This is a genomic window from Cytobacillus citreus (genome assembly GCF_018343665.1).
Classification (GTDB): Bacteria; Bacillota; Bacilli; order Bacillales; family Cytobacillaceae; genus Cytobacillus; species Cytobacillus citreus.
This window is the reverse complement of record NZ_JAGYPM010000002.1, coordinates 450249-475968: the sequence shown is the minus strand read 5'-3', so window position 1 is coordinate 475968 and position 25720 is coordinate 450249. Positions and strand designations below refer to the sequence as shown.

The following is a 25720-nucleotide window of genomic DNA, read 5'->3' as shown; positions in this document are numbered from 1 at the left end:
CCCGCAGAGTCTCAATGTCAATTCGAAATTAGGCTATTTCACTCTGTAAATGGTCAGTTATTACGCCTTTATTTTTTTAGATATGGAGATTTCTTATTGGTCCATTCTTCCTCAATCTCCATTAATACGGCACCAATGATTCTAATTGCTGACTGATCATTTGGGAAAATTTGAATGACTTTTTCTCTCCTTCGAATTTCTCTGTTTAAACGTTCAAGCATATTCGTTGTCTTTAAATGCTTGTGGTACTGAACCGGCTGAGAGTGAAATTGAATAGCGTCCTCAAATCCTGCTTCAAGAGTATCAATTGTTTTTGAAAAGCCTTTTACCTCTTCGTACTTCTCTATGAAGCGATTTTTCAACTCTCTCACAATCTCTAATTCGGAATTACGAAACAGATCCTTCAGTTCTTGGCGAGCCTCAGCTGTTCCCTTTTTAGGCATTGTTTCGAAAATGTTTCTTAAAAAATGAACACAACACCTCTGCCATGCAGTCCCCAAAAATGTTTGTTTAATCGCTGTAACCAAACCCGAGTGGGCATCAGAAATAACCAATTTAGGGGATTGGAGCCCTCTTGATTTTAGATACTCAAAGAATAAAGACCAGCTTTCAGTTGATTCGGAATGGTTAATCTTTAAGCCAATGATTTCTCTAAAGCCCTTTTCATTTACACCACATGCAATATGAACGCTTTTGGAAACAACTTTATTGTTTTCGCGAACCTTAATATACAAAGCATCTACATAGAGATACTGGTAATAAAGAGTGTTTAATGGTCGGTTTCTCCATTCATTAATTACTGGATCAAGGGATTTGGTTAAATTAGAAACAAGGGATTTAGATACACTTTTCCCGCATAATTCTTCCACAATCTTCGTTACTTTACGAGTAGAAACACCATTAACCACCATTTCAATCATGGACAGAATTAACGCCTTTTCGCAGCGCTTGTACTTTTCAAAGACGGTTGTAGAGAACTCACCGTCTCTAGTACGAGGAACTTTTAATTTTAGGGATCCGGTCCCAGTAATAAGTTCTCGTTCATAGTAACCATTGCGATAACCTCTACGCTCATCGGTTCTTTCATGGGAGAGCGCATTAATATGTTCGTCTCGTTCTTTTTCCATTAAAGAATTTAGAATTAGTGCCAATGAGGCTTTAACAGGAGATTCTAATGGGCTATTCTCGATTTTTTCTTTGAGATCCTCTAAATTTATTGTAATATTAATGTGGGTCATCATCATGTCCTCCGTTTGTCGTTTTCTTGGTCGAAAACATTGTAACACGGGTCATGATGATGCCCTTTTCTTTTTACACAATTATATGGACTTTACTCACTTTGGTTACCGCTTACGACAAAAACCCCTCTGGACGGGCACCAATCACTTTGGTTACCGTTAAAAGCAATATTTCCTCTGGATGGGTATCATTCATACACTTTGGTTTCCGCTAACCACAATATAAAAAAGCCTGTTGGTCACATGCACAGAAAGTGATTCGACGAACGAATCAAAGGTCTGTCCACATGCCCCACAGGCTGGATCAAACATATACATGATGTAAATTTCTTTTAGTTCTTTGCAACTTGCGGTAGTGAATGATAGTCAATATGCGATTTCATATCGGTAATGTAAAGGCCTCCGCCTAATGCATATTGTCCACCATGATTTGAATCATATCCATAAACTCGGTACTTTTCACCTGGATTAAGTACTCTTTCAAATATTAATTTATTATCGCTGTCACGTTTCCATAGATTAATAGATTTCTTTACTTCAATTACACCGACCTGGTTCTCCCTAATGTCAAGGCCTTGAAACATTCCAGCCGCTTCAGTTGCCGGAGCTTCTATATATCGCTTTGCACCATGATAGGCATTTTTCCAATAGCGTTCAGTTTCTAAATTACTAATCTTGATTCCTTTTGTTGAATCCGCATGGATAAACTGATTATCTCCAAGATAAATACCAGAGTGAGAAACTTTCCCTCCACCTGCTGTATTAAAGAAGACAAGATCTCCAGGAATTAAATCTTCTTTATTAACTGCTGTACCTCCAGCATATTGATCAGCTGAAATTCTTGGAAGTGAGATGTTAAATTTATCGTAAACAAATTTTATAAATCCGGAGCAATCAAATCCACTTGTATTGTTTCCACCATAAACGTAAGGAATCCCAATTAATGTTTTACTATAATCAATCATTTCATCAGTAACGCTCGCAGCGCTTGCTTGTCCAACTCCGAAAAAAGTGGGTAATAATAATGAGGCAGTTAAGATCACTTTCGCTATTCTTTTCATTTTATCCTCCTGAAAACAAGAAAAATGTCATAATTTATCGCTAATACGATTATTTTACATTATTTTCAGGTAATTTATCATTTCAATTCTATTAAATTATGGGGTGTTATATTACATTAATGTTACAAATGGCCTAAATCACTAGATTTTAGATGGCCTTCCACCCCAAAAGTCATGAGATTTTTGGAGGGGCAGGAATTCAGCATCTTTGCCGATTAATTCAAGAAACAATTCGCTTCCACTTTAGTATCCTCACACCCGTATAACGGTCTAATATCTCTGTATATGCTGTTGCACATTATCATCCGACTACGACATAAAAAAGCCAACAGTAACTGCTGACTTCGCCAATTTTTATTATACAAAAGCCCTCCGGTAGTTCAAAAAGACTAAAACCTAATGGGCAAAGTATAATAAACAAAATTTAACTTCTTACCATTCATTTCGAATTCTTCACTACTGGTAGCTACTCTCTTGAATCCATTTTTCTCTAAAACTTTTTGAGATGCAATGTTATTAGTCGTTGTTTTCGCTTTAATCTGTACTATGTCTTTGTCAGGAATTGTTTCTAATAACAATTTTAAAGCTTTATTTGCAAAACCTTTTCCAGTATGTGCTTGCCCTACTCTATAACCGAGATGCCCGATTTTTTGAGATTTATCAATATCTACTAAATTTATTCTTCCCAGAATTGAATGATCTTTATCTTTAATTAAATAGAAATAAGAAATTCCTTGAGCTTGTTCTTCCAGTAAGGCTACATATCTTTTTCTAAAAATCTCAGGGTTATAGTAGTCATCTCCACGAGTCGGTACCATTTCTTCGAAAAAAGTTCTGTTTTCGAGTTCGAAATTATACAAATTTTCTGCATCTGTAACTTGTAATTTTTCAATAAATACTTCCATGTGTCATAACCACCATTCAATAACTGCATTTACTCAATGGTACCATTATCACCCAGTTGATGGTGTCTAGTATTTAATATGACTTTTTCTCCATAACGGAAAAAACCTTCTTAATAGATTATTAAGAAGGTTTAGGAGAAGTCTGGCCAATTTTTTTGGTATTGGTCTCCTTTTATTTTTCCAAGTGTTTTATATCGGAAAGGCATTAAATCACTTGCTTCTTTTTCAATAAATTCCAGAGCTAGTTGTAAAGGAATAAGATGAAATTGATCCTCTGCTTCTGAAATAAAGAATGCATCCTTAACTTTTCCACTCTTCTTCGTATCAATTAATAAAAAAGCAGGATAATAACTGCCATCATTAGCTTCGAGAATTGCCTTTGCCGTAACAAACCCTTTCGGCTCTTGCTCAATATCATCGTTTGCTGTTTTATCTAAAGTTTTCTGAGCCCAGCCTTGCCTCTTATAACCCCCAATAATTTTCGGAGGCTCTTTTTCAAACTGTTTCTTAATTTGATCATATTTAGATCTTGATGACATTCTTTTCCCTCCAACGAAAAGGGTCTTTAAAGATTTATCCTACTAAAATAGGACCGCATATATTAGCGTATCATATCATATATTACAAATCAAACCAATGCCTAAAACAATTTTATAGCGTTCACCAAGTCCTTCCGGTGAATGCCTTATCTTGATTAATGCGATCTTTTTAAATGAAGCTTTATCAAAACTTCACTTGCACTATCATAACATAATATTTCATTAGCTAACATGGTTGTCTTATTTCTGTAAAGTTTTTATGGGAAAATAAACATTCCGATGGCATTGGCTTTTATTTACTTAAGTTTGGCCGTTAAACCTAATAGATTGGGTGATACCCCTGTTAATTCTATTAGTTTAGCTAAAAAAAGCTTGAAAAGCCCGTTCATAGGATATCAATAGAAAAGGGGTTCAATCCCTCTATGATCTAAAAACCGAAGGCAATGTTTGCTTACGATTTTTTATCTTGAGGCATTAGACCCTTTTACTTTGTGACAACTATTTGTATACTGCTTGAATTTGGTCGATATAAATGACGCCGCTGTTTTTATTGGAGTCATTTGTTTCCATATAACGGACTGGGACATCGATTTTTAATGGTGTTTTCAGTCCTGGAGGCAGGCTTGCTTCAACGTACTTCCAGCCGGTCCAATCAATATTCTTCGTGAAATCAAGCTGAACGTCTTGATTATTACCATCCTTCAGCTGCATTCTTAACCAATGCCCTTTGCCATCTCCGTAAACCCACATGCCGATTTTCTTCGGAGATCCTTTTAATGCAAGTGGATTTACGGTATCAATATAAGCACCAGATGTTCCTGTTGTACCAGTGAAATCATAGCTGAGCTTGATTGAATGCTTTCCTGTTTTACTAATTGCAGGATCATGTTCAATTTTTACACTCTTATATCTTGCACCTGAAGCTTTGTAATTTGCAATCCCACCTTCAAATCCCTCAAGCAGGATCGGCTCAGGTGTGCCAACTGTAACATTTATTTTTGCAGATACTTTTCCGTGCGAAACTGTAATAACGCCTGTTCCATTCGCTGCACCTGCTTTAAATTCACCTTTATTGTTAATCGTTCCTATATTCGGAGTGACACTCCATTTGAATAATGAAGGATCTGTAATAACTGTCTTTCCTTTATAAATTCCTTTTGGGAGAATTTTATAAACGTTATTTTTCTCAACGATAATATCCTTTTCATCTACTTGAATACTATCTAGAGAATTGATAATATTAAGTTTAACCTTGCTGCTAATATTTCCGGCTGAAACCGCTACCTCGCTGTTACTTAATGCTGTTAAAACCGTATAGCTGCCATCTGCATTTTTCTTTAAGGCTGGCGAACTAAACGTAATAGGCTGCGTGACTGGAACTGCATTATAGAACATGTCCATGCCTCTTACGGTAATGCCTAAATCCTTATACGTTGCTCCAGCAAAAAGCGTAATTTCTGCAGGCTTCACGACAAGCTGATGAAGAGGACCTTTCATCCATTGACTAATAAATAATAATGAATTCGCAACGCCGCGCTCCCTACCGTCAGATGGCTTATTAGTGACAGAAACCTTATCATCCCCATGGTCTCTTGTGACCATCGTCGAAGATCCGCCGCCATCAAACGTAAAGGCCTGAACGGCACCAAGATCCTTCATAACAGAAGCCATTTCAGGTAATGTTAGCCCTACACTATGACTGCTTTGACGTCCATCAACAACAGCAGTGACAACGCTGCCATCCGCTTTAATTCCAATCGCAGATCTTGGATGAACACCAGGAACGTCCTGATTAACGATAGAGCCATTTTTCACAAGATGATAACGCCCGCTGATTGCTTCCACTACTTGATTCCATTCGCTTTGGGCAAATTCCGCTTTAACCTCTACTTTGTCGCCTTCTTGGATCGTATGTAAAAAATCGCTGGCAAAATGATGTCCGGATAAAACAAATTCGCCACTATTTAATGATTCATTCCCTACATTGCTGGCTACCTTTAGGACAGTTCCTGTTAAGACACTATGTCCGTTCAACTGACCAGAATCGATCTTGACAACGACCTCTGTGCCAAGCTCATTTGTTCTTGTTGAGCTAGCAAACTCTGGTGTATAAAGAACAAGATGATTAGCTGAACGAGTGCGGTTGACGGAATTAATTTTATATGGTTCTTGTCCGTTCACTTGGACCGATAATTTTAATTCAGGACTTCCGATGAGAGGCTTTCCGTCCTTTGTTACACCAAAAACAGCTAATTGATCCAAAGGAGTTTGACTTGTTGTGACGATATTTCCTTTTTGAATCATCAAATCAAGGGGATGACCATTTTTATCAAAATAATCTCCATTGATACCAGCCACAACATGCTTGTCTCCAGTCTGTGCACCATTTGCTTGATTCTTAACTGTTTCATAGCCGAATAATTGATCATTTGCCAATGCTGTCTCTAAGCTGATCTTTTCTGTTTTCCCATCATATTCAACGGTAAAAATTTTCTGCTTTCCGCGTTTGCTTTCAACTGAAAGCTGAGTTTCCGTAACACCAGGGGCAAGTTTCTTCGATTGCTGCTGAGTTACTTTCCCGATTGATAGATTGCCGATTGGCTTCGTTGTGCTGCCACCGCCGCCATAGGCAGCTTCGAGTTCAGCAAGCTTTTTCTTAGAAGGTGTTCGATAATCGACATAACCTTCCATTTTCGTAATATAATAGCCGCCGCCAAGTCCGTACTGACCACCATATAGATTGTCATAACGATAGACTCGATATTGCTCACCAGGCTTTAATACACGAGTGAATACTAGCTTATTTCCTTCTCTTTTCCATAGATTAATAGGCTTTATCACTTTAATTTTACCTACTTGCCCTTTAACCATTAGCAGACCGTCCCAATACACTTTCGGTTCGCTTGCTTGAGCTTGAGCAGGTGAGTAAAGTCCAAAAATCAACGCCGCAATGACCACTACATTAATAAACCATTTTTTCCTCATTTTTACTCTCCTTTTTTATACTATTCTATTATTATATGACATTTTCCCAAAAAAAGGACAAATAACTGTATAAAACTACTATTCAATTATATTAATCGTGAGTTTCTTTAATTTTCTCAAACTTCGCCCCCAAAAAGCAGCTGAATGGCTTGAGTTTGTAAGAATCATTTGTTTGTTTACTTTGATTCATAGCACTTGCATTAAGCCTACAAAAACTATCGAGATTCATGCATGCTTGATTAATATTTTTATTGAAATGATAGTCATATAGAGTTCGATCGAGCTTGACGAGGACATGGTCTCATGATTTTGGATCGGTGATTGCTTCTTTCTACCTCTATGAGGACACGTTCATTCGATTTTGGTTCGGTCATGGCTTCTTTTCAAACTCTATTAGGACTGTTAGCTGCGGAACCACCCTGCAATTTATTTTTCGCATTGAAAAAGCCCTCGAATTTCGAGAGCTAACTACTTAATATTCTCTATAATTTGATAGGTTTTCGGCGCTAATTCTTGTAGTTTTTTTCTTGAATCCTTGTCTCGATAATACATGGCAAAAGCTTCTGAGAAGTATTCCTCAGGGTATAAATTAAAATATGGTTCCTCTGGAAAAAGCTTTTTCTTTTCTGAATTCCATATTGCATGAAAATCGGCAGAGGATGATAAATGATTATTTAGAATACTATCGATAGAATGAGCTAGCTCATGTAATTCAAGGTTGATCGAGCCATGGCCACTCCCCTTTTCACTATAGCCAATTCGAACGACGACGGTTTTACTTCCGCCAATTCCAGGAACGTCATCCCACGTCTTATTCGTGCCCTCCCAGCCTCTAGGAATGACTCCTTTTAGATACGAATATTCTTTTGTATCCGTAATCGGACCATCAACTAGGTGAACATGTATATTTTGAGTGATGAGCTGAACTAAAATAGATTCTGGCAGAGCCTTTAACCGTTCTTTTATTTGCTTAACTGCTGCAGAGTCTTTATTATTTTCAGGTGAAATCACAACAGTTTCAACTAAACACTCTTGATCACAGTCAAGAAGCTTTTTTTTTGATATGGAAGGAGTTTCATAGATGACATAACCTTCTATATTTGTAATATAGAAATCCCCTCCAACTCCAAATTGACCGCCGTACAGGTCATCCATTCTGTATACTCGGTATTTTTCGCCTTGCTGAAGCTGTCTTTCAAACTGGAGACCATTTTCTGTTCTTTTCCATAAATTAAGTGGTTTCACAATGGTTACTCGGCCAATTTGACCTTTTTTAAGCTCCACACCATCCCAATAAACAGTTGCTGCCTGTGGTGTCTCGGGGTTAATCAATATTAATAGGAATAATGCGGCAATCATTAATAGACATTTTCTCATGTTCATCCCCCTACGATTGTGGCAGTATTAGCTTTTACTATTTTTGATACTATTAACTTCATTTTATATTAGATTCACATGTAAGAATAGCCCTTCAAATGCTGAATAAAATAAGCTTAGTTGTAAATCAGTAGGACTTCTCCTAATAGCCAAATCTTATAATGATGTGACTCCCGAATCGATATTGAGTTTGGCATGACAATTTTGTCAGCTAGGTACCGGTAACAGCAAAAATTATCTCTAGATGGAAATCAATCTTGCGCTTTGGTTACCGCTTAAGGGCAATATCTCATCTAGATGGGCATCAATCTTGTGCTTTGGTTACCGCTTACGGCAATTTTTCCTCTAGATGGGCATCAATCTTGTGCTTTGGTTACCGCTTACGGCAATATCTCATCTAGATGGGCATCAATCTTGCGCTTTGGTTACCGCTTAAGGGCAATATCTCATCTAGACGGGCATCAATCTTGCGCTTTGGTTACCGATTACGGCAATTTTTCCTCTAGATGGGCATCAATCTTGTGCTTTGGTTACCGCTTACGGCAATATCTCATCTAGATGGGCATCAATCTTGTGCTTTGGTTACCGCTTACGGCAATATCTCATCTAAACGGGCATCAAACGTGCGCTTTGGTTACCGCTTACGGCAATATTTCCTTTAGACGGGCATCAATCTTACTCCTTATCAGCCACCACCCTCAATTATCAGCCAATCCAACAGTTTAACAGACTAAGCCCTTTTCACAAAAAAGAAACCAGTCCCCAAGATGGACTGGCTCTTTATAAAAATTGCCCTGTTAATGAATGCTACGTTAGAATCTCAACCTGATTCCTGAAGCAAGATCACTTGTAAACATTTAATGTGTACGGTGTTAAAGTCGCGTTGCCGTTGACATCGCGGACTTTGATGTGATAGGTTCCCTTTTTCAGATCGAAATTCAGGACTTCCTTGTCTCCTTCAGGATAGTAATCAGCTGTTGTAATAAGCTTTCCATTACTATATAGAGAGATCACGCCATCGATCTCAATGCCTGTTTCAAGCTCGATTTTTCCTTTTGTGTCTTTATCAAGCTTAAGCACGTACCAGTCTTCATCTCCATAAGCAACGCCTGCATTTAAATGGCCAGTTGCTTGCAAATGCTTCGCTGACTTCGCTTTGAGAGCGAGCGGCTTAGATGGGATGTTATTTTTTACGACTGAGTCTTTATCCTCGTCATTTTTGTTTACCGGGTTTACTGCTAATGTGTACGGCAATAGTGAGAATGAGCTTCCCCCTTCAAAGTAAGCCATTACCGAGATGATATAGTTTTTATTTTTTTCCGTTTTGAAGGAACCGAATGTTTTACCAAGTCCTGCACCTTTTTGAATGTATTGAGCGGTTCCCATTTCCTCATCATCAAGCTTGCGGTTTTTATTCGTATCCTTGTAAATTACGAGTACCCCTGCAAACTGGCTTAGGAGCTCCTTCGGATATTGCTTCTTAAACTTATCGCTAACCTGCTTTCTTTCCAGCTTCACTCCGTAAATTTCACTCTGTTTGCTTTCAAAGTAGAAGTTATCTTGATCATACGGCATCGCAAAATTGCCTTCTATGCTATTGGCTGGAAGATTCTTAATATCTTCTAACTTATCATTATCCTCATATTTGTCCTGTGGATTTTTGACGATCAGCTTAGAAGTAAATGTATATGGGTCAAATGAGATGGATCCGTTAAAGTAATTTGTATTGACCTTAACATAATAGGTTTCTTCCTTTTTTAACCCTGTATATAAGATCTCGTCTAATTTACCAGTCTGCCAGAAAGAATATTCGTTTGAACCAATTTGTTCAAAGTAGGAATATTCTTTTCCTTTATGATCCTTTTCTGTTTTAATTTGATAGATTCCAAGAATAGGAATATTGGCGTTGTTTTTTTCTAAAGAAAACTCATAAATACCTGTATCCCCAGGAGTTACACTGAACCAATCCTCATCCTCTAAGGTTTGTAAATATCCTGTTGCTGCTTTGCCTATAGTATAAGACTGTGCGCCATCCTTGATTGTTTGAACATAATCAAATTCCTCTTCAACTGGGTCCATAAATAGGAGCTCTTTCTTCTTCTCTACCGCGCTAGCCTCTTCTTCTTTAGGCATAAGGAATGGCAAGGAATCTTCATCTGGAGGAAGAACCTTTCCTTGAACCTTTAACTGATACGGAATTGCAGATGATTCAGGCTTCTGCTCTTCCTCCATCATATTTCCATTGATGAAGAAGTCGAAGAACCCAAAATAACTTTTTACTTTATTTGAAACTTTTATTGAATATTCCACTTCTGGCTGTGCAACAAAGGATAAGGTCTCTCCTTCACTTTTCCCTTTATTATTAGCGTAGAAGGATGGCTCTACCTCGTCCTCCTTTAATTCTGGAAGCTCGTACATTTCACCATCTTCAGAAGGCGGCATGATAAATTTTTCGTAAACACTTAAACTAGTGTCGACGCCTGGTATGCCAGAAAGGTCCATTTTAATGACTTGCTGCTCTTTGACAGTAAGGGTGAAATAGTCATTGTCTCCTTCTTCACCAATTAATGTATACTTTTCCTTTGAAGAATCGTATGGAAGCTCAATGTTAATTGGCTTTTCGAAGGTTGATTCATCAGCAGGAAGAACTGAATATTTTTTGACAGAAAGATTAAATTTTGAAAGCTGTTTTTTGGAATCATCATAGCTTCCATTAACATCCTTCACACCAAATGCTAGTTTTCCAGTGTAAGGCGCTTTATATAGCTTGCCTTCCGTCTTACCATCTAGCACATTATTAATATCGAGCTTATCCTTCCCTTCTGGAGACTGAAGATTAATCATTAATTTATAGTCATACTGCTTTGTTCCATCTAGAGAAAATTGAACATATTCTCCAGCCTTTACATCTGTATAATACCATTTTTCTTCAAAAGACTTCGTAATGGCTCCCTTTAGTTCTGACACTTTCGCTAAATTAACTTCCTCTGCTTTTTCAGCGATTTCTTTATCAGTCCAAGGCTTATTTGCTAATGCAGGAAGCTTTTTCACATCAAATTTTAGAGCAGCAACCGGATTGACAAGCCCATTTCCAAACTTGATATCAAATCCAGGATCACCTAAATCGTCTGCTGTATGTTCTAAAATATATTCAACCTGAGCAGGAGTTAAGTTTGGATGCTTCGATAAAAGCAGTGATGCAACACCAGCGACCATTGGAGAGGCCATGGAGGTTCCGCTCATTTCTCGGAAGCTTGATTTTTTCTCATATTCATAGATTGTGCTATATACGTCCTCGCCTGGTGCCACTATGTCAACCGATGGCCCAAAAGTAGAATACGATGATAGATTTTTAGACTTATCGACTGAACCAACGCTAATGACACCTTCGTAGGCAGCAGGGTAACTCGCCATATCACTTCCACTATTACCGGCAGAAGCAACAATCGTGATATTTTTTTCTAACGCCTTTTTAATTGCTTCTTCAATGATTGGCGATTTCATTGGTCCGCCTATGCTCATGTTAATTACCTTGGCATCCTTTTCGACTGCGTGTAAAATACCTTGGGCAATCGAATAGTCATAAGCCCCCCAGCTTCGATCGAATACATCGATTGGAAGGATCTTCACATTCGGGTTCACTCCATATCCGCCGATACCATTATCCTTATTACCTGCGATAATCCCGGTAACATGAGTTCCATGGAAATCAGGGGTACCTTGATTCATCGGATTGACGGCATTATAGCCAGGCAATATCTTTCCCTTTAGTTCAGGATGATTCACGTCCACCCCTTGATCAATCACGGCAACTGTAACAGAATTCTTCCCAGCAAGCTTATGGGCTTCATTTAATTTAAGCATGTCAATATGATAGGACTCGCTGACCTTTGGATCTGGTGTACTTAAAGGTTTATATAGGGCACTTGGATTAACTGAGTTAACATGTGAAAAGCCTCTATATTTCTGCATGACTTTTTGGAGATCTTTTTTGTTTTTTACCTTCACAACGGCATAGTTAAGGGATGGAAAATTCGTTACGAGTGTTCCTCCTGCAATTCTATGCTCTGCCTGTGTTAATGGTTTTGAATATTTGATAACAAAGGTATCTTCACTCAAAGCCTTTTCATTTTGCTGTTCCAGCTTTTTCTGAAGCTGTGGCTGACTCACTTCAACAGCCGAAACATTCGGAAAATTTTTTAAAGAGTCTGCTGAAGCTGTTATGGCTGGACTTAGATTACTAGAAACCAAACCAAGCCCAATAGTAATTGTCAATGCATTCCTAACCCATTTCTTCATAATATCCCCCTTCTCTTTTACTACCCTTATATTACATATATCTGGCAAATAATAGCAAGAAATACCATGTAAAAACTTTTCGTATTATTCGACAATTATGTGTAAAAGCTGTTTTAGTGGACACTTTCACTGTCATTTAGCTATTTAAAAGGGGCAGAATGACATGTACAAGTCATTCTGCCCCTTTCACCACGTTTATCTGATTAAAAAACCTTTTAACATATATTTTAAAATCTGCTTTTTTCTCATTTCTTTTATTTCAGAGATTTCTAGCTTTGCTAGATTTATAGGTGAATAAATGGACGGCCCTTCACCTTTTTTTATGGCGGATGGTTCGCTAACAATGAGCTCACCTTTTTCAACTCCAGATTTGACTTGGACATTGTGACCGGATTTTATTCCCGTCTTAATTTCTCTTTCCTCAAGCTTGCCACTCGAATTAATGACCCAGACAAAGGAGCCCTTCTTTTTCTTTACTACACTTTGCTGAGGAATCATAAGTGCACCATTAATCTCCTTTGTTATAAAGGTAACCTCCACATGAGATCCTTGAAGAAGATCAGGTGCTTCATCATCCAATTGAATGGAAAAAGGATATTTGCTTGCTTTTTGTTCTGAATAAGCTCCATTGGGCAAATGGTCAGCTTTTGCAAGAGTTCCATTAAGCTTGCCCTTTTTAGTAGAAACGACAGCAGGAATACCTATTTCCACCATATCCCTTTCTTCTTCATTCAAGCTTCCTTGAATCGTTGGAATCGCTGAGCTGATCGTTATCAATGGGTTTCCTAAACTCACATTTACATCCTTCACAATGCCGTCAACCTCACTCACAACCGTCAGCTTTCCTTCACTCGTTTGGATAGCTTGCAGCTCTTGGTCAACACTATCAGCCGTTTGCCTTAACATGTCAGCCTGTAACTGTTTATTGGAAATATCTTGATCAATGCTATGTATAATCGAACGCTCAATAGCCTTTTCTTCTTCATCAAACGATAAAGAATCCCGATAGTCAGTAAGCTCTCTAATATGCTTTTCTAAAACACTGATTTCACTTTCAATCTTTTCTTTCTTCGCCATCGTTCTTGCAAGATCCGCCTCGATATCCGCAGAAATATACTCATATAACGGGGTTCCAACCTCCACTTCCTCCCCTTCTTTAACGAAGAATTGTTTAAATGACCCCATTTTTTGATCGTAGAAATAATGGGACTCTTCTTCAGGAGCAACGATTGCCTTGGTATGAAAGGACTGCTTAATATTTTCCTTTTCAGCAGGTGAAAAGTTTTTGATATAAGCGGATCGTTCAATTTTGGAATCGTCTTTCAGGATTAAAAACATATTTCCTGCGATAAGCAAGCCGCCAGCAATAAATAAAATAAGCTTGATCTGTTTCTTCATTCTTCCCACCACCTGTCTATATCAAACTTTCAATTTTTAGATAGGATAATAATGCAGACGCAAGCCAGAAGAATACATTCACGAAAATAATAATGAATAATACCAATCTCGGACTTTTTTCACTTACATTTTTCAGGCCTTTATATTGAAAATAAATCACCCAAATTTTAAAAATAGAAAGATAGGAAAAGAAATGAACGATTATAATATTTGAGGTCATATATCTCATCAACACACCTAGTGAGAAAGGTGACGCTTCAGGACCAATCCCTAGCCAGATGTTCAGCGGCAGCAAAATCGCTTTTTCCGCCAGCAATAGACTGAGGACAAATAGTTGAACCACTACGATTTTCTTATATGGTAAATCCATCATAGCCCAAAGAATGACCGAGAAACCAAAAAGAATAAACAAAGCATAGGCAAGTCCCCATAAAAGCTGGCCTGCAGTGATGAGAAGCTTCTTAGCCTCCAATTCCTGTCGACTGATTTCCGTTATTTCTTTCATTAAAAAATCCTGACCTAAGCCGAAGTAGCCACTTAATGAAAATAGAAGAATACTAAACAAGGTCAATAAAGCAGCCTTTTTCCATACTCCTCTTACTTCCTCTGCCTTCCCGATTTGATAAGAGAACACATTCGGGTCAAAAAGTCCCTTCCATAGATGCACGTAATAAATCATCTGTCGTACCTCCAAATTTATGCTTCACTTTCATTCTATCTCATTAGTAGAAAAAATTCCCTTTCCAACTTCATTGATTGTAAAAATTAGGTATTATAGCACAGAAGGATGGGATGCTAGCCGATTTTATAGATAAAGTGAAACTTCCATCAGTGGGGGTTTTCGACGCACAGGACGTGCTAGTGCCGACGTTGCCACAGGACGTGGCGTTCTTAGTCGGCCTTCATCCCCCACTGATGGTTAGTTGCGGCCCACAGGAAGTGGGTTCACGCAGACGTTGCCACACGATGTGGCGCTTTTAGTCTGTGTTCATTTTACGGGCTTTTACGGGCAGTTGTCCCCCACCTATCTTCCTCGCTTCTCTCTCAATCTTGAGGTGGGGGTCTACTGTCCGTTAATGCGGAATAAAAGCAAATCGATCTAAACAGAAAAGGGACGTCCCTAAGCTAAAAAGCAGACTTAGAAGACATCCCTTTAGATGATTTATTAATGATTAGTGTAAACCTGTTTCTGTTTATCATAATTTAGATAGAAGCCGCCGCCTAGATCAAGCTTATTGCCATTGATCGCGTACACTCTAAACACTTGGCCTTTTTTCAAGGTTTTAGAAACTGTGCCATTTGTAGCATACAACGGACTATCTGCTGTTATTTGGATTGTGCCCTTATAAAAAGAAACATCGGCATTACGTGGAACATAGTAGCCCCCGCCTACATAATAGGCTTTGTCATCATAGCTGTAGACGCGAACAATCTCACCAGGAGCTAGCTTCCGATGAACTTTTCCATCTGGTCGATAGAGATTAACATCCTTATTTTTTATATGTAGCTTGCCAATATAGACACTCATTTTACCGCTATTGGCAGCAATATAATAGTTTCCACCCATGTTATAGTTGTTTCCAATCGTTCCGAAAACTTTATAGTTATACCCTTTTTTTAGCACCTTATTTACTTTTCCCTCAGGACTAATAAGCGGCATGTCCGCTTTCAAATAAAGGGCAGCTGGAGGAAGCTTAGAAGACCAATTACTGCTTACATTCGGAATCGATAAATTGATATTCTTCATCTCTGAATAAATAGCCAGAATTCGCTCTCCATATTGATCCCCAGGAACAGCCCAGCGATTATTCAAATCTGTCCAATAGGGAGCTATCCCCCGCTTTACATAATCAAACCGCGGATCAATTTTCTCAGTGACAAGCGGCTCGGTGTTTGCATAGGCTTTCAAATGCTGGATTTGCGCTCTTACCCCTTCTTCAGGCGTATTAAAATAAGCCCCTTTTGCACCGCCGCCAACAGCGCCAATACCTGCGTAGTTATTCTGTTCAGGCAATACATCGTTCCCAAATTGAAAATATCCCGTCTCCAAAATCGCTTGTGCAAAAGCAATATCGCCGCGAATTCCCTCTTGACGACCTAAAGATAAATATAATTCTGCCAATCTATAAATATCCACCGTCGTTAACTTCGGCTCAGGATTCTTTAATAAAACAAAATCCCCCATTTGCTTAGCAGTTAAAATCGAGCTGCCTGCAATAGGCACTTTATCACTTGATGCTTGTACAGGTGTAAAAGAGGCAAGGCTAAGAACTAAAACAAAAAACAATGTAACTAATTTCTTCATCTTCTTCTCCCTTGAAATCTATCTTTTTTGTAATATAGTTTTATTTTACATGGATATTGGTGGGAACAAAAGGAAGTAGGGGTATTTATTCTTTTCAATTTGGTTACTATTATTTCATTTTGTTGACATTTTTGTTCTTTTGATTACATTTTTTTTGATTACGTTGGGAATCGTGTATGATTGGCTGATAACTTGATAGTTTTGGCTGATAAACTTGTGAATTCAGCTGATAGCCAGCTAGATTTTGCAGATAAACTTAAGATTTGCTAATAACTAGCTCGTCTTTCGCCGATAAGTTAGCAAACCCTATTTTAAGATTGCAAAAAAACAGAGAGCCCGCAGACTCTCTGTTTCTACTTAACTTCTATTTATTCAACTCAGCCAATTTTTTCTTAGACGGTGTTTCGTATTTAATATAGCCCTTCATGTTCGTAACGAAATGACCGTCACCTACGCCATATTGGCCGGAATACTTGCTATCATAGCTGTAAACTCTGTATTTCTCACCTGGGTTTAACACACGGACAAAAGTAAGCTGGTTATTTGCATCGCGTTTCCATAGGTTGATCGGCTTTTCGATGACCACTCGGCCAATTTGACCTTTTTTCATTAATAAGCCATCCCAGTAAACCTTCGAACCTGGATTTGGTGTTTCTGGTTTTGGTGTTTCTTCTTTCTCCATCGGTTTTGCAACGATACGTCCTTCTGCTTTTACATTCACTGTTCCTATCTTTTGGATATAGTTAATCAATGCTTCATCTAAAGCAGGGAACTCGTTAGCAATTGGGCTATCTTTGAATGAGGTATACTCATCTCCGCCTGCAGCCATAAAGTCATTTGTCGCAACCAAATATTTTTTATTCATATCCACTGGCTGCCCTTTAATTTTCATAGAATGTACGCGGCTGCCCTTTTCTTGAGCTGTATCAATAGCGAATGTTAAGCCAGATACTTGCGGGAATGCACCTTTTGGTTCTGGGTATGAATCTACTCCATTTTCAAGTCCTGCTTTAATCTGAGCTCCAGTTAACTCTTTTGTAACAATATAGTTTCCGAATGGGAGAACAGTAACGACATCACCTTTTGTGATCGTACCTTCATTGATGGATGCACGGATTCCGCCGCCATTTGTTACTGCCATATCCGCTCCTGTCATGTCTACCATTGCATCAGTAATTAGATTACCAAGATTTGTTTCACCTGCTCGAACTTGTTCGCGTTCGCCATCTAGCTTCACAGCAGTCTTACCAATCTCTTCTGATAAAATTTTCTCTTGATCCTTTTGAATATCTTTAATAACTTTTTCTACTTCTGGATCTGGTTTTACATCTGCAGTTGCATCTTTATTAATAAGCTTTGCTGTTTTATTCGTTAATTTCTTTCCTTCAAACGTTAACTCAACGACACCAAGATTTTTTGTATATTCGCCAGCGCTTACGATTAAAGTATCATTCTCGCCTTTTAGGCCTTCAACAAGAGTAGAATGGCTGTGACCATCTACAATCAAGTCAATGCCAGGTGCACCTTTTGCTACCTTAATGGATGTATCTGTACTAGATTCATCGATGCCAAGATGTGTAACCGCAATGATCATATCAACATTTTGAGCTTTTAATTCCTTCACCATTGCCTGCGCTTCTTTAACAGGGTCAGTAAAAGTTAAGCCCTCAACATTTTTCGGATGTGTTTTATAATGAGTTTCTGGAGTCGATAAACCAAAGATACCTAGTTTAATGCCATCTACTTCTTTAATTGTATACGGTTTTAATAGATTAGACCCATCCTTTTGGCGAACATTCGCACTTAAAACAGGGAAATCTAACATTTTTTCAATTTCTAATAGTCTCTTATAGCCATAGTTAAAGTCATGGTTTCCTGCAGCCATACCATCATAGCCAACTTTATTCATAACTTTGGCAATACTTTCCCCTTGGCTAAGGGTTGCAAAAGTTGTTCCATGAAGTGTATCCCCTGCATCTAATAAAAGAGTATTCGGATTTTCACTTTCATATTTCTTTACAAGTGTTGATAATTTAGCAAAGCCCATTCCATCATTTTGGCTTTCCTCTACACGTCCATGTGAGTCATTCGTATGTAGAATAGTGATATTCTTCGTATCTGTATTAGCCGTTGTACTTTCAGCTTTTACAGAAAACTGTCCGCCAAAACCGGACCATATTACTACAGATGAAACTAATACAGCAAACCCTTTTTTAAACTTTTGCATGGCTTACCTCCTTGTAATCACTTACTATTTCAAAAGTATTATATATTAAAACTGTTAACCTTTGGTAAACAGAATGTAAAATATTTAACTTTTAGTCAATTATACCCATGATTAAATAATCATTTAATCATGTTTTGTATTCCCAGACTCGTCATACTAGTTTACAATAGTAAGTGTACGCTAGCAGATAAATCAATTGGTTTATTTTCCAGTGTGCTTACCTAACTTAAATAGACATCGGGAATCCGATGTCTATTTTTTTCGTTATATTAGAGAAGTGAAGTAAAGAATACTGTCTTTTATGAATTTTGATCGTACTAGGATTATGACCACTTTTCATTGGTTTTTCTTGTAATGTGGTCTATTTCCCTTCGTTTATGACCACTTCGCTCTGGTTTTTCTTGTAATGTGGTCTATTCAAACTCCATTAAGACCTCTCTGGAAAATTGTCTCTAAAACAATAATTTCAACTTAACTTCAATCTTTCCCATCTCACTTTTAGCAGCATTTTATTACAAGCTTTCTTCCAACGCACAATCACCACTCGAAAAAAAAACTACTCCACCCTCCACAGCTCATCCTTAAACGTAAAATAAATAACCCCATCCATTCCTTTAGTGAGTCTTTCTGCTCCGTTACTCTTTAAGATTTCTAATTTAAATGTACTAGGATGAACTCTAAAGAGAGTGTTTTCAACTGTACCGTATATATATTTATCGTTTCCGATCACAAGGGAGCCGTTGCGGAAGCGGCCGCTTGTATTTTTGACGACATTGACCGATTGAGTTTCCTTTGACTGTGGATCATAAGCAAAGAAATTGCCATCGGATAATCCATATATTTTGCCTTTGTCATCCGCAGTCAGCGCATGGATCATGCGCGGCTTATTAATGCCTAAAGGTAAAATTTCAATCTTGCCAGTCGGGGAATTACTTTTCAATCTAAAAAATACAGCATTTTGCTTGCCTTCAATATTTTTGCCACTAAATATGGAGGTGCCACCATACACATAGCCTTGATGAGTCGTTAGTGAAATAATGCTCTGATCCTTCACGAGATTTCTTCTAACAGAATGTGTCTTTTTAGCAGTGTCGTAAATCGTTAAGCTGCCCCCAACCTCTCCGTTTTTCGGATGAGTGCCGATATATAAATAGTTTGTTCCTGGTGCCCCTGTCATCGTAACCGGTCTATCCTGTCCATTTCCAATCCTGAAACTCCCATAGCTAAAGCAATGGGGTTCTTGAGCGACTAGCTTGTTTCTTCGATACTCTCCCCTGCTTTAATATACAATAGGGTACAACATACAGACACTACAAAGCGTTTGCTCAAGACTTCTACAGCCAAACACCTCAGCGGTGCTTATCGACTGCATGGGCTCGTTTCTAACCCAACACTCCTTTAAATTCCAAAACTACTTATTTTGTTTTGATTACTTGATTTTATTCGTATAATTTCTATGTCATGTAGTTTCTTAAAATGATCATATTCATCCATACATAAATACCTATTAATGCTATCAAGAGATTCCGTTACATTTTTTATGAGATAAGCAGAGTACAAATCACGTTGGACACGTTCATTTCTTATAAGATTCCATCTTTCAGACAAGGATTTCTTTTGAAAGGTGTCCGTCTCGTGATGATACTGACTAGCTTTTACCTTCGAGGTGTTGATCTTTTTCAGTTCTATGCCGAAGATAGATAGCTTTTGTTCTAAAATGGTTATAAGCATAGAGGGCGCTTTCCTAGCTATAGATTTTCCAAACCGTTTCTTTCGGCTGAAACGTCCGTTCTTGTTTCTAGTTGTTTCTTTTGCCCGTTTTTGAAGGGCTTGAAAATTCATGGTTTCAATAAAGAATTCATCACCTTGCTCTAATATTTGATTAGCTAAAAGGCAATGGTCTTGTTTTCGATAGACGGAAAGAAGTCGATTTATCTCTTGAAATGTTGCCTTTAGCTTGCCGTATCTTTTGGAATGCACCCATTTCTTTGAGGAACGATTGATGGTTCCGTCTTTATTAAACTTCTCTGGATTCATGGCCCTTCGGCTTCGGTCCATGGACCGTTGAATTAGACGGATTTCTTTTTGAATATGTATGACACTGGGAGCTAGTTCAACTAAAGATGCTTTAGAATCTGACACAATCGCGGCTGTTTGTGTACCAATGTCAATGCCAACTCTGCCTTTTCCAAGTTTGCCTTTTATTCCAACTTGATTATATTTTTGAGGAGGTGTACCTTCCAAGATCAGTTGAATTTGATATCGAATGGTTCCTTTCATAAAGGTTCGCAAAATCCGGGAATATTTTACTCTGCTTTCTAGAGCAAGAAACGCATAGTCATCCTTTGGTTTTATTCGAACAGGCAACTCTAATCCCAGCCAATAAATCTTTCTGTCCTTATAACGAATCCCAGCGGCGTTCGTTTTTCCCTCTACAGAATTCAATTTTCCAAATCCTTTAAAAGAAACTTTTGTCGCCATCCCTATTTGTTTCTTTTTAACTGTATGAAATGCACGAGATGCGAGTTTTTGAGCTGTATGGGAATCGATTAAATGTTTAAATCGAGTTTGCATGGACTTTACATATGTATGGAGTGCATATTCCTCCAATTTAAATCGTTTGTGCAAATGACGGAATGTAGTGGATCGTAGTTTGCGTTCTGATGGGGTCGATGAAGGAAGTTTACGGGCTTTCTGATAATCCTTAGATTCTTGCATGACTCGCAATCGTTTATCCGCTACTGCTAAACATGCATTATAGATTTTTCGAGCAATCTCAAACCTTTTTTCAAGAATATGGGCCTCATGATGTCGAGTTTGAAGAGGAAGTGTTAATACATAACTGGACGTAGAAGAAGCCATGCAGCAGCCTCCTTTCCTTCTCATGCATTTTATTGATTATTCACCACAGTTGGAACCTAAAGACCATTTCTAACATAGTATATCAGATTCAAAGAATAAAGAACATATGTTTCTGTACGAATTTTCAGATACTTGAAGTACCGCTAACGATTTTGACCTTTTAGCGGTACTCCGTATCTGACCTCACTTTCATCCCACGTCTAAAGACGGGCTATGCCCGGTGTGGGCTTTCTCGTTCGGGAAATCTGTAAAAAGGGGCTCAACATAAGGATTCTGGGAAAAATTAATCTCATTTATTTTTCCACCCGGATATACCCCTAAGTAAAACCGACCGTTCATCGCCGCAAATCCTTCGACTTGTCCCACTCTATCGATCGTTGAAAAAGATTTGGTCTCTGGATGATAGACGCCCATTTTTTCCGATACATAGCTGCTAATATAAATATTCCCATCAGGTCCCGCTGCCAAATTGTAAATGGGCACACCCAAAGCAGGCAGTGTAAAGCGATCTACAACTAAATCTTCCGTTTCCAAATCATATGTAAAGAAGGTCCCTGTATTTCCAAGCAACCTGTTAAAAATGTTTTGCCCCCTTGTTTAACATAATCAAGTGATACTGCCTCTGTACCTGATAATGAGTTTTTAGATGGTGTTATTTTCCCAGTCTGTAAATCTAATTTTTGTAAGTGGTAATCATTTGTAAAATAAACATTCTTCCCGTTCGGAGACAGCTTTGAAACGCCTCTTGATTTTGCATTTAGTTCGCCTTTGAACTTATATGACTGTGCATCGAACATGAGAATCTTATTTGGCTTTTCCAGTTTGGCAAATAGTACACCGCCTGCTTGATCTAAATCATAAATAGAAGTGATGTTCTTATACTGAGCCGGCAAAATGGATTTTTTCTCATTTGTTTTCAGATTCCAGGCAATTAAATCAGCATTTGCCCCAACTCCAACAAACATCGTATGGGTCTTTGGATTATAGGCTAGACTTCGGCCAATCGTTTTTCCTTTGGAAGCTTGGCCAAGATTTTGGAACTTTCCATTGCTATATTTGAAAAGCCCGCCCTCATAGGAAGTACTCCCGTAAATATTGCCGTCCTTATCAACCTCGATGTCATGAATAGAGGTACTGCCGCTCGTCGCTTTGCCAACATCCGTCAGTTTCTTTTGATTCGGGTTATATTTATAAAGCTTATTTGAAGGCGTTCCTCCAATCCAAACCTCGCCTTTTCCATCTGTTTCAATCGTTATGGATACGATGGTCAGTTTGTAGATATTAACGGCTTTATTGATTCAGAGGAAGTGGTTGTTCAGATTGTGAATTATGGAGGCAATATGATTCCTCCTAACGATCTTCCGCATCTCTTTGATATGTTTTATATTAGTGATAAAGCACGAACTCTTCAAAACGGTGGCACAGGTCTTGGATTGTTCATTGCGAAGAATATTGTGGAACAACATAATGGAACGATTTCTGCAAAAAGTAGTTTAATACGTACGTTATTTGAAGTTCGTTTGCCTCAGGAAAATTTATCGAAAGAATATGTTTAAATCTCAAGTGAGTAAATTTCAGAAAAATTTTATATTTACCCTACTCTTTATTTAAGAAGTTTTTTCTATCCTATAAGTACTATTAGGGAGGAAAATGAAAATGAAGAAGTGGGGATTTTTTTTATTATTAATATTGTGCATAGGGTTTGTAGCCGGTAATACAACATCGATTTTTCAAGATGACAAAAATCATTTAGATTATAGGGAGTCTTATGAAAGCGTTCAAAATAAAGAGATTACAGAAGATCAGATCTATCAAGGAAATCTACTCTTGGTCAACTATGAATACCCTGTTCGTCAAGAGAGTGTGAAATCCGATGTCGTAAATTTATTTAAGCATGGAGAATTATCAAAAGGATATGGGGTGTTTGATACCGATATTCATTTGTCAGAGGAAGTGGCACAAAAATTTTCAGAGATGGTAGACGCTGCTGAAAAAGATGGGGTTCACCATTTTTTAATTAGTAGCGGGTATCGAGACTTTGAAGAGCAAAATAGACTTTATCAAGAAATGGGTTCTAACTACGCCTTGCCAGCAGGCTACAGCGAACATAATTATGGTTATCACTTGATGTGGGATCTACTCAAAAGAAGATGAGTGAAGCACCTGAAGGAAAGCGCTTGGAAATACGGCTTTGTTTTACGGTATCCAAAGGACAAAACTGATGTTACCGGAATTCAATATGAGCCATGGCATATTCACTATGCTGGTTTGCCTCACAGCGCGATTATGAAGGAAAAAAATTTAGTTTTGGAAGAATATTTAAATTATCTAAAAGAAGAAAAGGACATTTTCACTTGTATTAATGGGATAAAATATACAGTTTCTTATTACCCCGTTTCTCACAGCGTGACAATTAAAGTACCGGTGAATCTCTATTATGAGATATCAGGCAACAATATGGATGGAGTAATTGTGACTGTGTCTGAATGATATATAGATAGGACTACTAGTAAAAGCCAGCTAATCTTACCTATAATTTGCTCCCTCAATTTCACATTAGAAATTAATCCACGAAAAAATTTATAGGATTATAAAAGGAGGAGTAATTATTAACTGAAAATTCCCCTGACACTATTAGTAATCTATACAGCACTAATACAATTAAAGCAAACGAACTGTTAGGAGATGTTACACTTACAGAATTAAAGACTTGGTGGAATTGAGACATTCTAGTTTAATGATTAACTTTTCTTCATCAAAGGGAAAATCTTTAATCAAACGTTTGATTAAACAAGCATTAGGAATCATTAGAAAAACTTGGCGTTCCTCTAGTCCTTTTTGGCGAATGTCTTAGTTTTTCTTATGCGATCTTATTAGCAGATATTTCGGATTAACCCCCGTATTTTGGACAGCATCTCTCTTAATCTCACTTTATCTTAAAATTACGTTCTTTTTCATTTCCTTTTGTCCTTTTGAGATGATAGCCATTTCTTCCATTCCATCAAGGGTAAAGGCTCCGCCCGACTACCGTCGCCCTTGACTCCATTCCAGTAATAGCTGAAATTAACTTTGGGACAAGAGGAAGAAAAAATGGAAGGGGCGATTAAACTCGTACCTCTTTGATTTTCATGTTTTCACATTGTTGCTTTTCATAAAATAGCGAACCAACAGATGAGGGTGACTTCAAAGGTTGATTATTCTCCCTTTGGACCCCCTTATATACTTTTTAATGGACTAAAATCTCATCCTTTTTACAAGCTTACATCACCATTTCTTGTTATAGAGATAGGTAAGCTTTTGAAGTTATCGCCAGCTTTTCCCCCACTTCACACCGTACAGGCGAGTTTCCCCGCATACGGCGTTCCAACTAATCCAATTCATTCAATATTTTTTTATGTATATGCAAAGATGAAATGTAGAATCAGATAGCTTCGTTCAGACATTGCTTGCGCAATTAATAAAGGACCAAGAAAAATGGGCTACTGCCTGAAACGACCCATCGTTGTTCAATTCTTCTGCCCGACCTGCGGGAGATCACAATTTATTACTTAATAAGTTTAATAATCATTACTTTTGAGCTCCTATTGGCCAAAAACAATTCTTGGTTCCTAAAAAAGTGAAAATTAGAGGATGCCTTTGAAAAATAAATCGACATCGTCCCTTTCTTTACGCTTTATTATTTGATTTAAATTCTCTAATTTTTTCTATTACAGTTTGTTTTACAGCTTCTTTACCCGGAGAAAGGATGGTACGTGCATCATATACATTTTTGTCCCTTTCCAAAACTTCGCGAACAGCTTTTGTCCATGCCTGCAGACATTCTGTATTCACGTTAATCTTTGCATGGCCAAGTTCAATTGCCTGTTGAATTTGGTAGTCAGGGATACCTGAACCGCCGTGTAGTACAAGCGGCAAATTAGTCATTTCTGAAATCTCCTTCATTTCCGCAAATCCTAATTTGGGCACACCTTGGTATGGACCATGAACAGACCCTAGAGCGGCTGCTAATGCATCAATCCCTGTTTCTTTGACAATACGTAAACATTCCTCCGGATCTGCATATTGAATCCCGCCGATAAGTCCATCTTCATTACCACCAACAGTTCCAACCTCCGCTTCAACCGTCACTCCATAATTTCCTGCATAATCTGTCACTTGTTTGGTCATTTCAATATTTCCATCAATTGGATGATGTGATCCGTCTATCATAACGGAAGTGTACCCGGCATCAATCGCCTCCATGCAACGTTCCACACTGCGGCCATGATCTAAGTGCAAGGCAACTGGAACGGTAATGTTCTTTGTTTCTACAATACAATTAACCATTGCGGCAACTGTCTTAAACCCGCCTAAGTAATCTACTAGTCTGTCAGAAGATGATACAATAACAGGAGCTTGTTCTTCCTGTGCTGCCTCTAGAATCGCTTCTGCCCATTGAAAGCTGTTTATGTTAAATGCTCCAACTGCATATTTTCCTTCTTTAGCTTTTGATAGCATCTCTTTCATAGAAACTAATCTTGATGA

Annotated in this window: 15 protein-coding genes and 2 pseudogenes; 2 read left to right on the top strand and 15 right to left on the bottom strand. The window is 38.1% G+C overall.

Translation table 11 applies throughout. The annotated features are described in order from the left end of the window. Positions 1–68: 68 nt before the first annotated feature. From KHA94_RS08400 to KHA94_RS08335, 14 genes are all read right to left on the bottom strand, one after another. Positions 69–1238 (bottom strand): IS256 family transposase, encoded by a 1170-nt coding sequence (locus KHA94_RS08400; RefSeq protein WP_213101687.1) that lies wholly within the window; start codon positions 1236–1238, stop codon positions 69–71. 332 nt (positions 1239–1570) lie between these two features. After that, entirely contained in the window at positions 1571–2299 is a 729-nt protein-coding gene (locus KHA94_RS08395) for a C40 family peptidase (RefSeq protein WP_213101686.1), read from the bottom strand. A gap of 389 nt (positions 2300–2688) precedes the next feature. Beyond that, complete coding sequence (locus tag KHA94_RS08390) at positions 2689–3204, bottom strand: GNAT family N-acetyltransferase (protein ID WP_213101685.1); 516 nt, start codon at positions 3202–3204, stop codon at positions 2689–2691. A 131-nt stretch (positions 3205–3335) separates the two neighbouring features. Further along, complete coding sequence (locus KHA94_RS08385; protein WP_213101684.1) at positions 3336–3743, bottom strand: hypothetical protein; 408 nt, start codon at positions 3741–3743, stop codon at positions 3336–3338. Between the two features lie 498 nt (positions 3744–4241). After that, positions 4242–6728, bottom strand: coding sequence for a phosphodiester glycosidase family protein (locus KHA94_RS08380; RefSeq protein ID WP_213101683.1), 2487 nt, complete (start codon positions 6726–6728; stop codon positions 4242–4244). A 468-nt stretch (positions 6729–7196) separates the two neighbouring features. After that, positions 7197–8105 (bottom strand): anthrax toxin lethal factor-related metalloendopeptidase, encoded by a 909-nt coding sequence (locus KHA94_RS08375; protein WP_249365403.1) that lies wholly within the window; start codon positions 8103–8105, stop codon positions 7197–7199. An 843-nt stretch (positions 8106–8948) separates the two neighbouring features. After that, the gene (locus KHA94_RS08370) at positions 8949–12404 is read right to left on the bottom strand and encodes a S8 family peptidase (protein ID WP_213101681.1); all 3456 of its coding nucleotides are present in this window, start codon (positions 12402–12404) and stop codon (positions 8949–8951) included. A 195-nt stretch (positions 12405–12599) separates the two neighbouring features. Beyond that, complete coding sequence (locus tag KHA94_RS08365) at positions 12600–13802, bottom strand: efflux RND transporter periplasmic adaptor subunit (RefSeq protein WP_213101680.1); 1203 nt, start codon at positions 13800–13802, stop codon at positions 12600–12602. 16 nt (positions 13803–13818) lie between these two features. Continuing rightward, complete coding sequence (locus KHA94_RS08360; protein WP_213101679.1) at positions 13819–14481, bottom strand: hypothetical protein; 663 nt, start codon at positions 14479–14481, stop codon at positions 13819–13821. A gap of 486 nt (positions 14482–14967) precedes the next feature. Next, entirely contained in the window at positions 14968–16107 is a 1140-nt protein-coding gene (locus KHA94_RS08355; protein ID WP_213101678.1) for a glucosaminidase domain-containing protein, read from the bottom strand. Between the two features lie 364 nt (positions 16108–16471). Beyond that, the gene (locus KHA94_RS08350) at positions 16472–18334 is read right to left on the bottom strand and encodes a bifunctional metallophosphatase/5'-nucleotidase (RefSeq protein ID WP_213101677.1); all 1863 of its coding nucleotides are present in this window, start codon (positions 18332–18334) and stop codon (positions 16472–16474) included. 556 nt (positions 18335–18890) lie between these two features. Then, the gene (locus KHA94_RS08345) at positions 18891–19511 is read right to left on the bottom strand and encodes a hypothetical protein (protein WP_213101676.1); all 621 of its coding nucleotides are present in this window, start codon (positions 19509–19511) and stop codon (positions 18891–18893) included. Positions 19512–19732: 221 nt separating this feature from the next. Next, positions 19733–21196: a transposase gene (locus KHA94_RS08340; RefSeq protein ID WP_213100793.1), complete on the bottom strand. Its 1464-nt coding sequence runs from the start codon at positions 21194–21196 to the stop codon at positions 19733–19735. A 515-nt stretch (positions 21197–21711) separates the two neighbouring features. After that, positions 21712–22161 (bottom strand): YncE family protein, encoded by a 450-nt coding sequence (locus KHA94_RS08335; RefSeq protein WP_213101675.1) that lies wholly within the window; start codon positions 22159–22161, stop codon positions 21712–21714. A gap of 282 nt (positions 22162–22443) precedes the next feature. Between KHA94_RS08335 and KHA94_RS08330 the strand changes: the two are divergent. Continuing rightward, positions 22444–22752, top strand: a pseudogene (locus tag KHA94_RS08330) (ATP-binding protein); the annotation flags it as partial. A 94-nt stretch (positions 22753–22846) separates the two neighbouring features. Then, positions 22847–23686: pseudogene (locus KHA94_RS26475) on the top strand (M15 family metallopeptidase). Between the two features lie 1176 nt (positions 23687–24862). Here the strand turns inward: KHA94_RS26475 and fba are convergent. Next, positions 24863–25702: a class II fructose-1,6-bisphosphate aldolase gene (gene fba / locus KHA94_RS08320; protein ID WP_213102251.1), complete on the bottom strand. Its 840-nt coding sequence runs from the start codon at positions 25700–25702 to the stop codon at positions 24863–24865. Positions 25703–25720 lie beyond the last annotated feature (18 nt).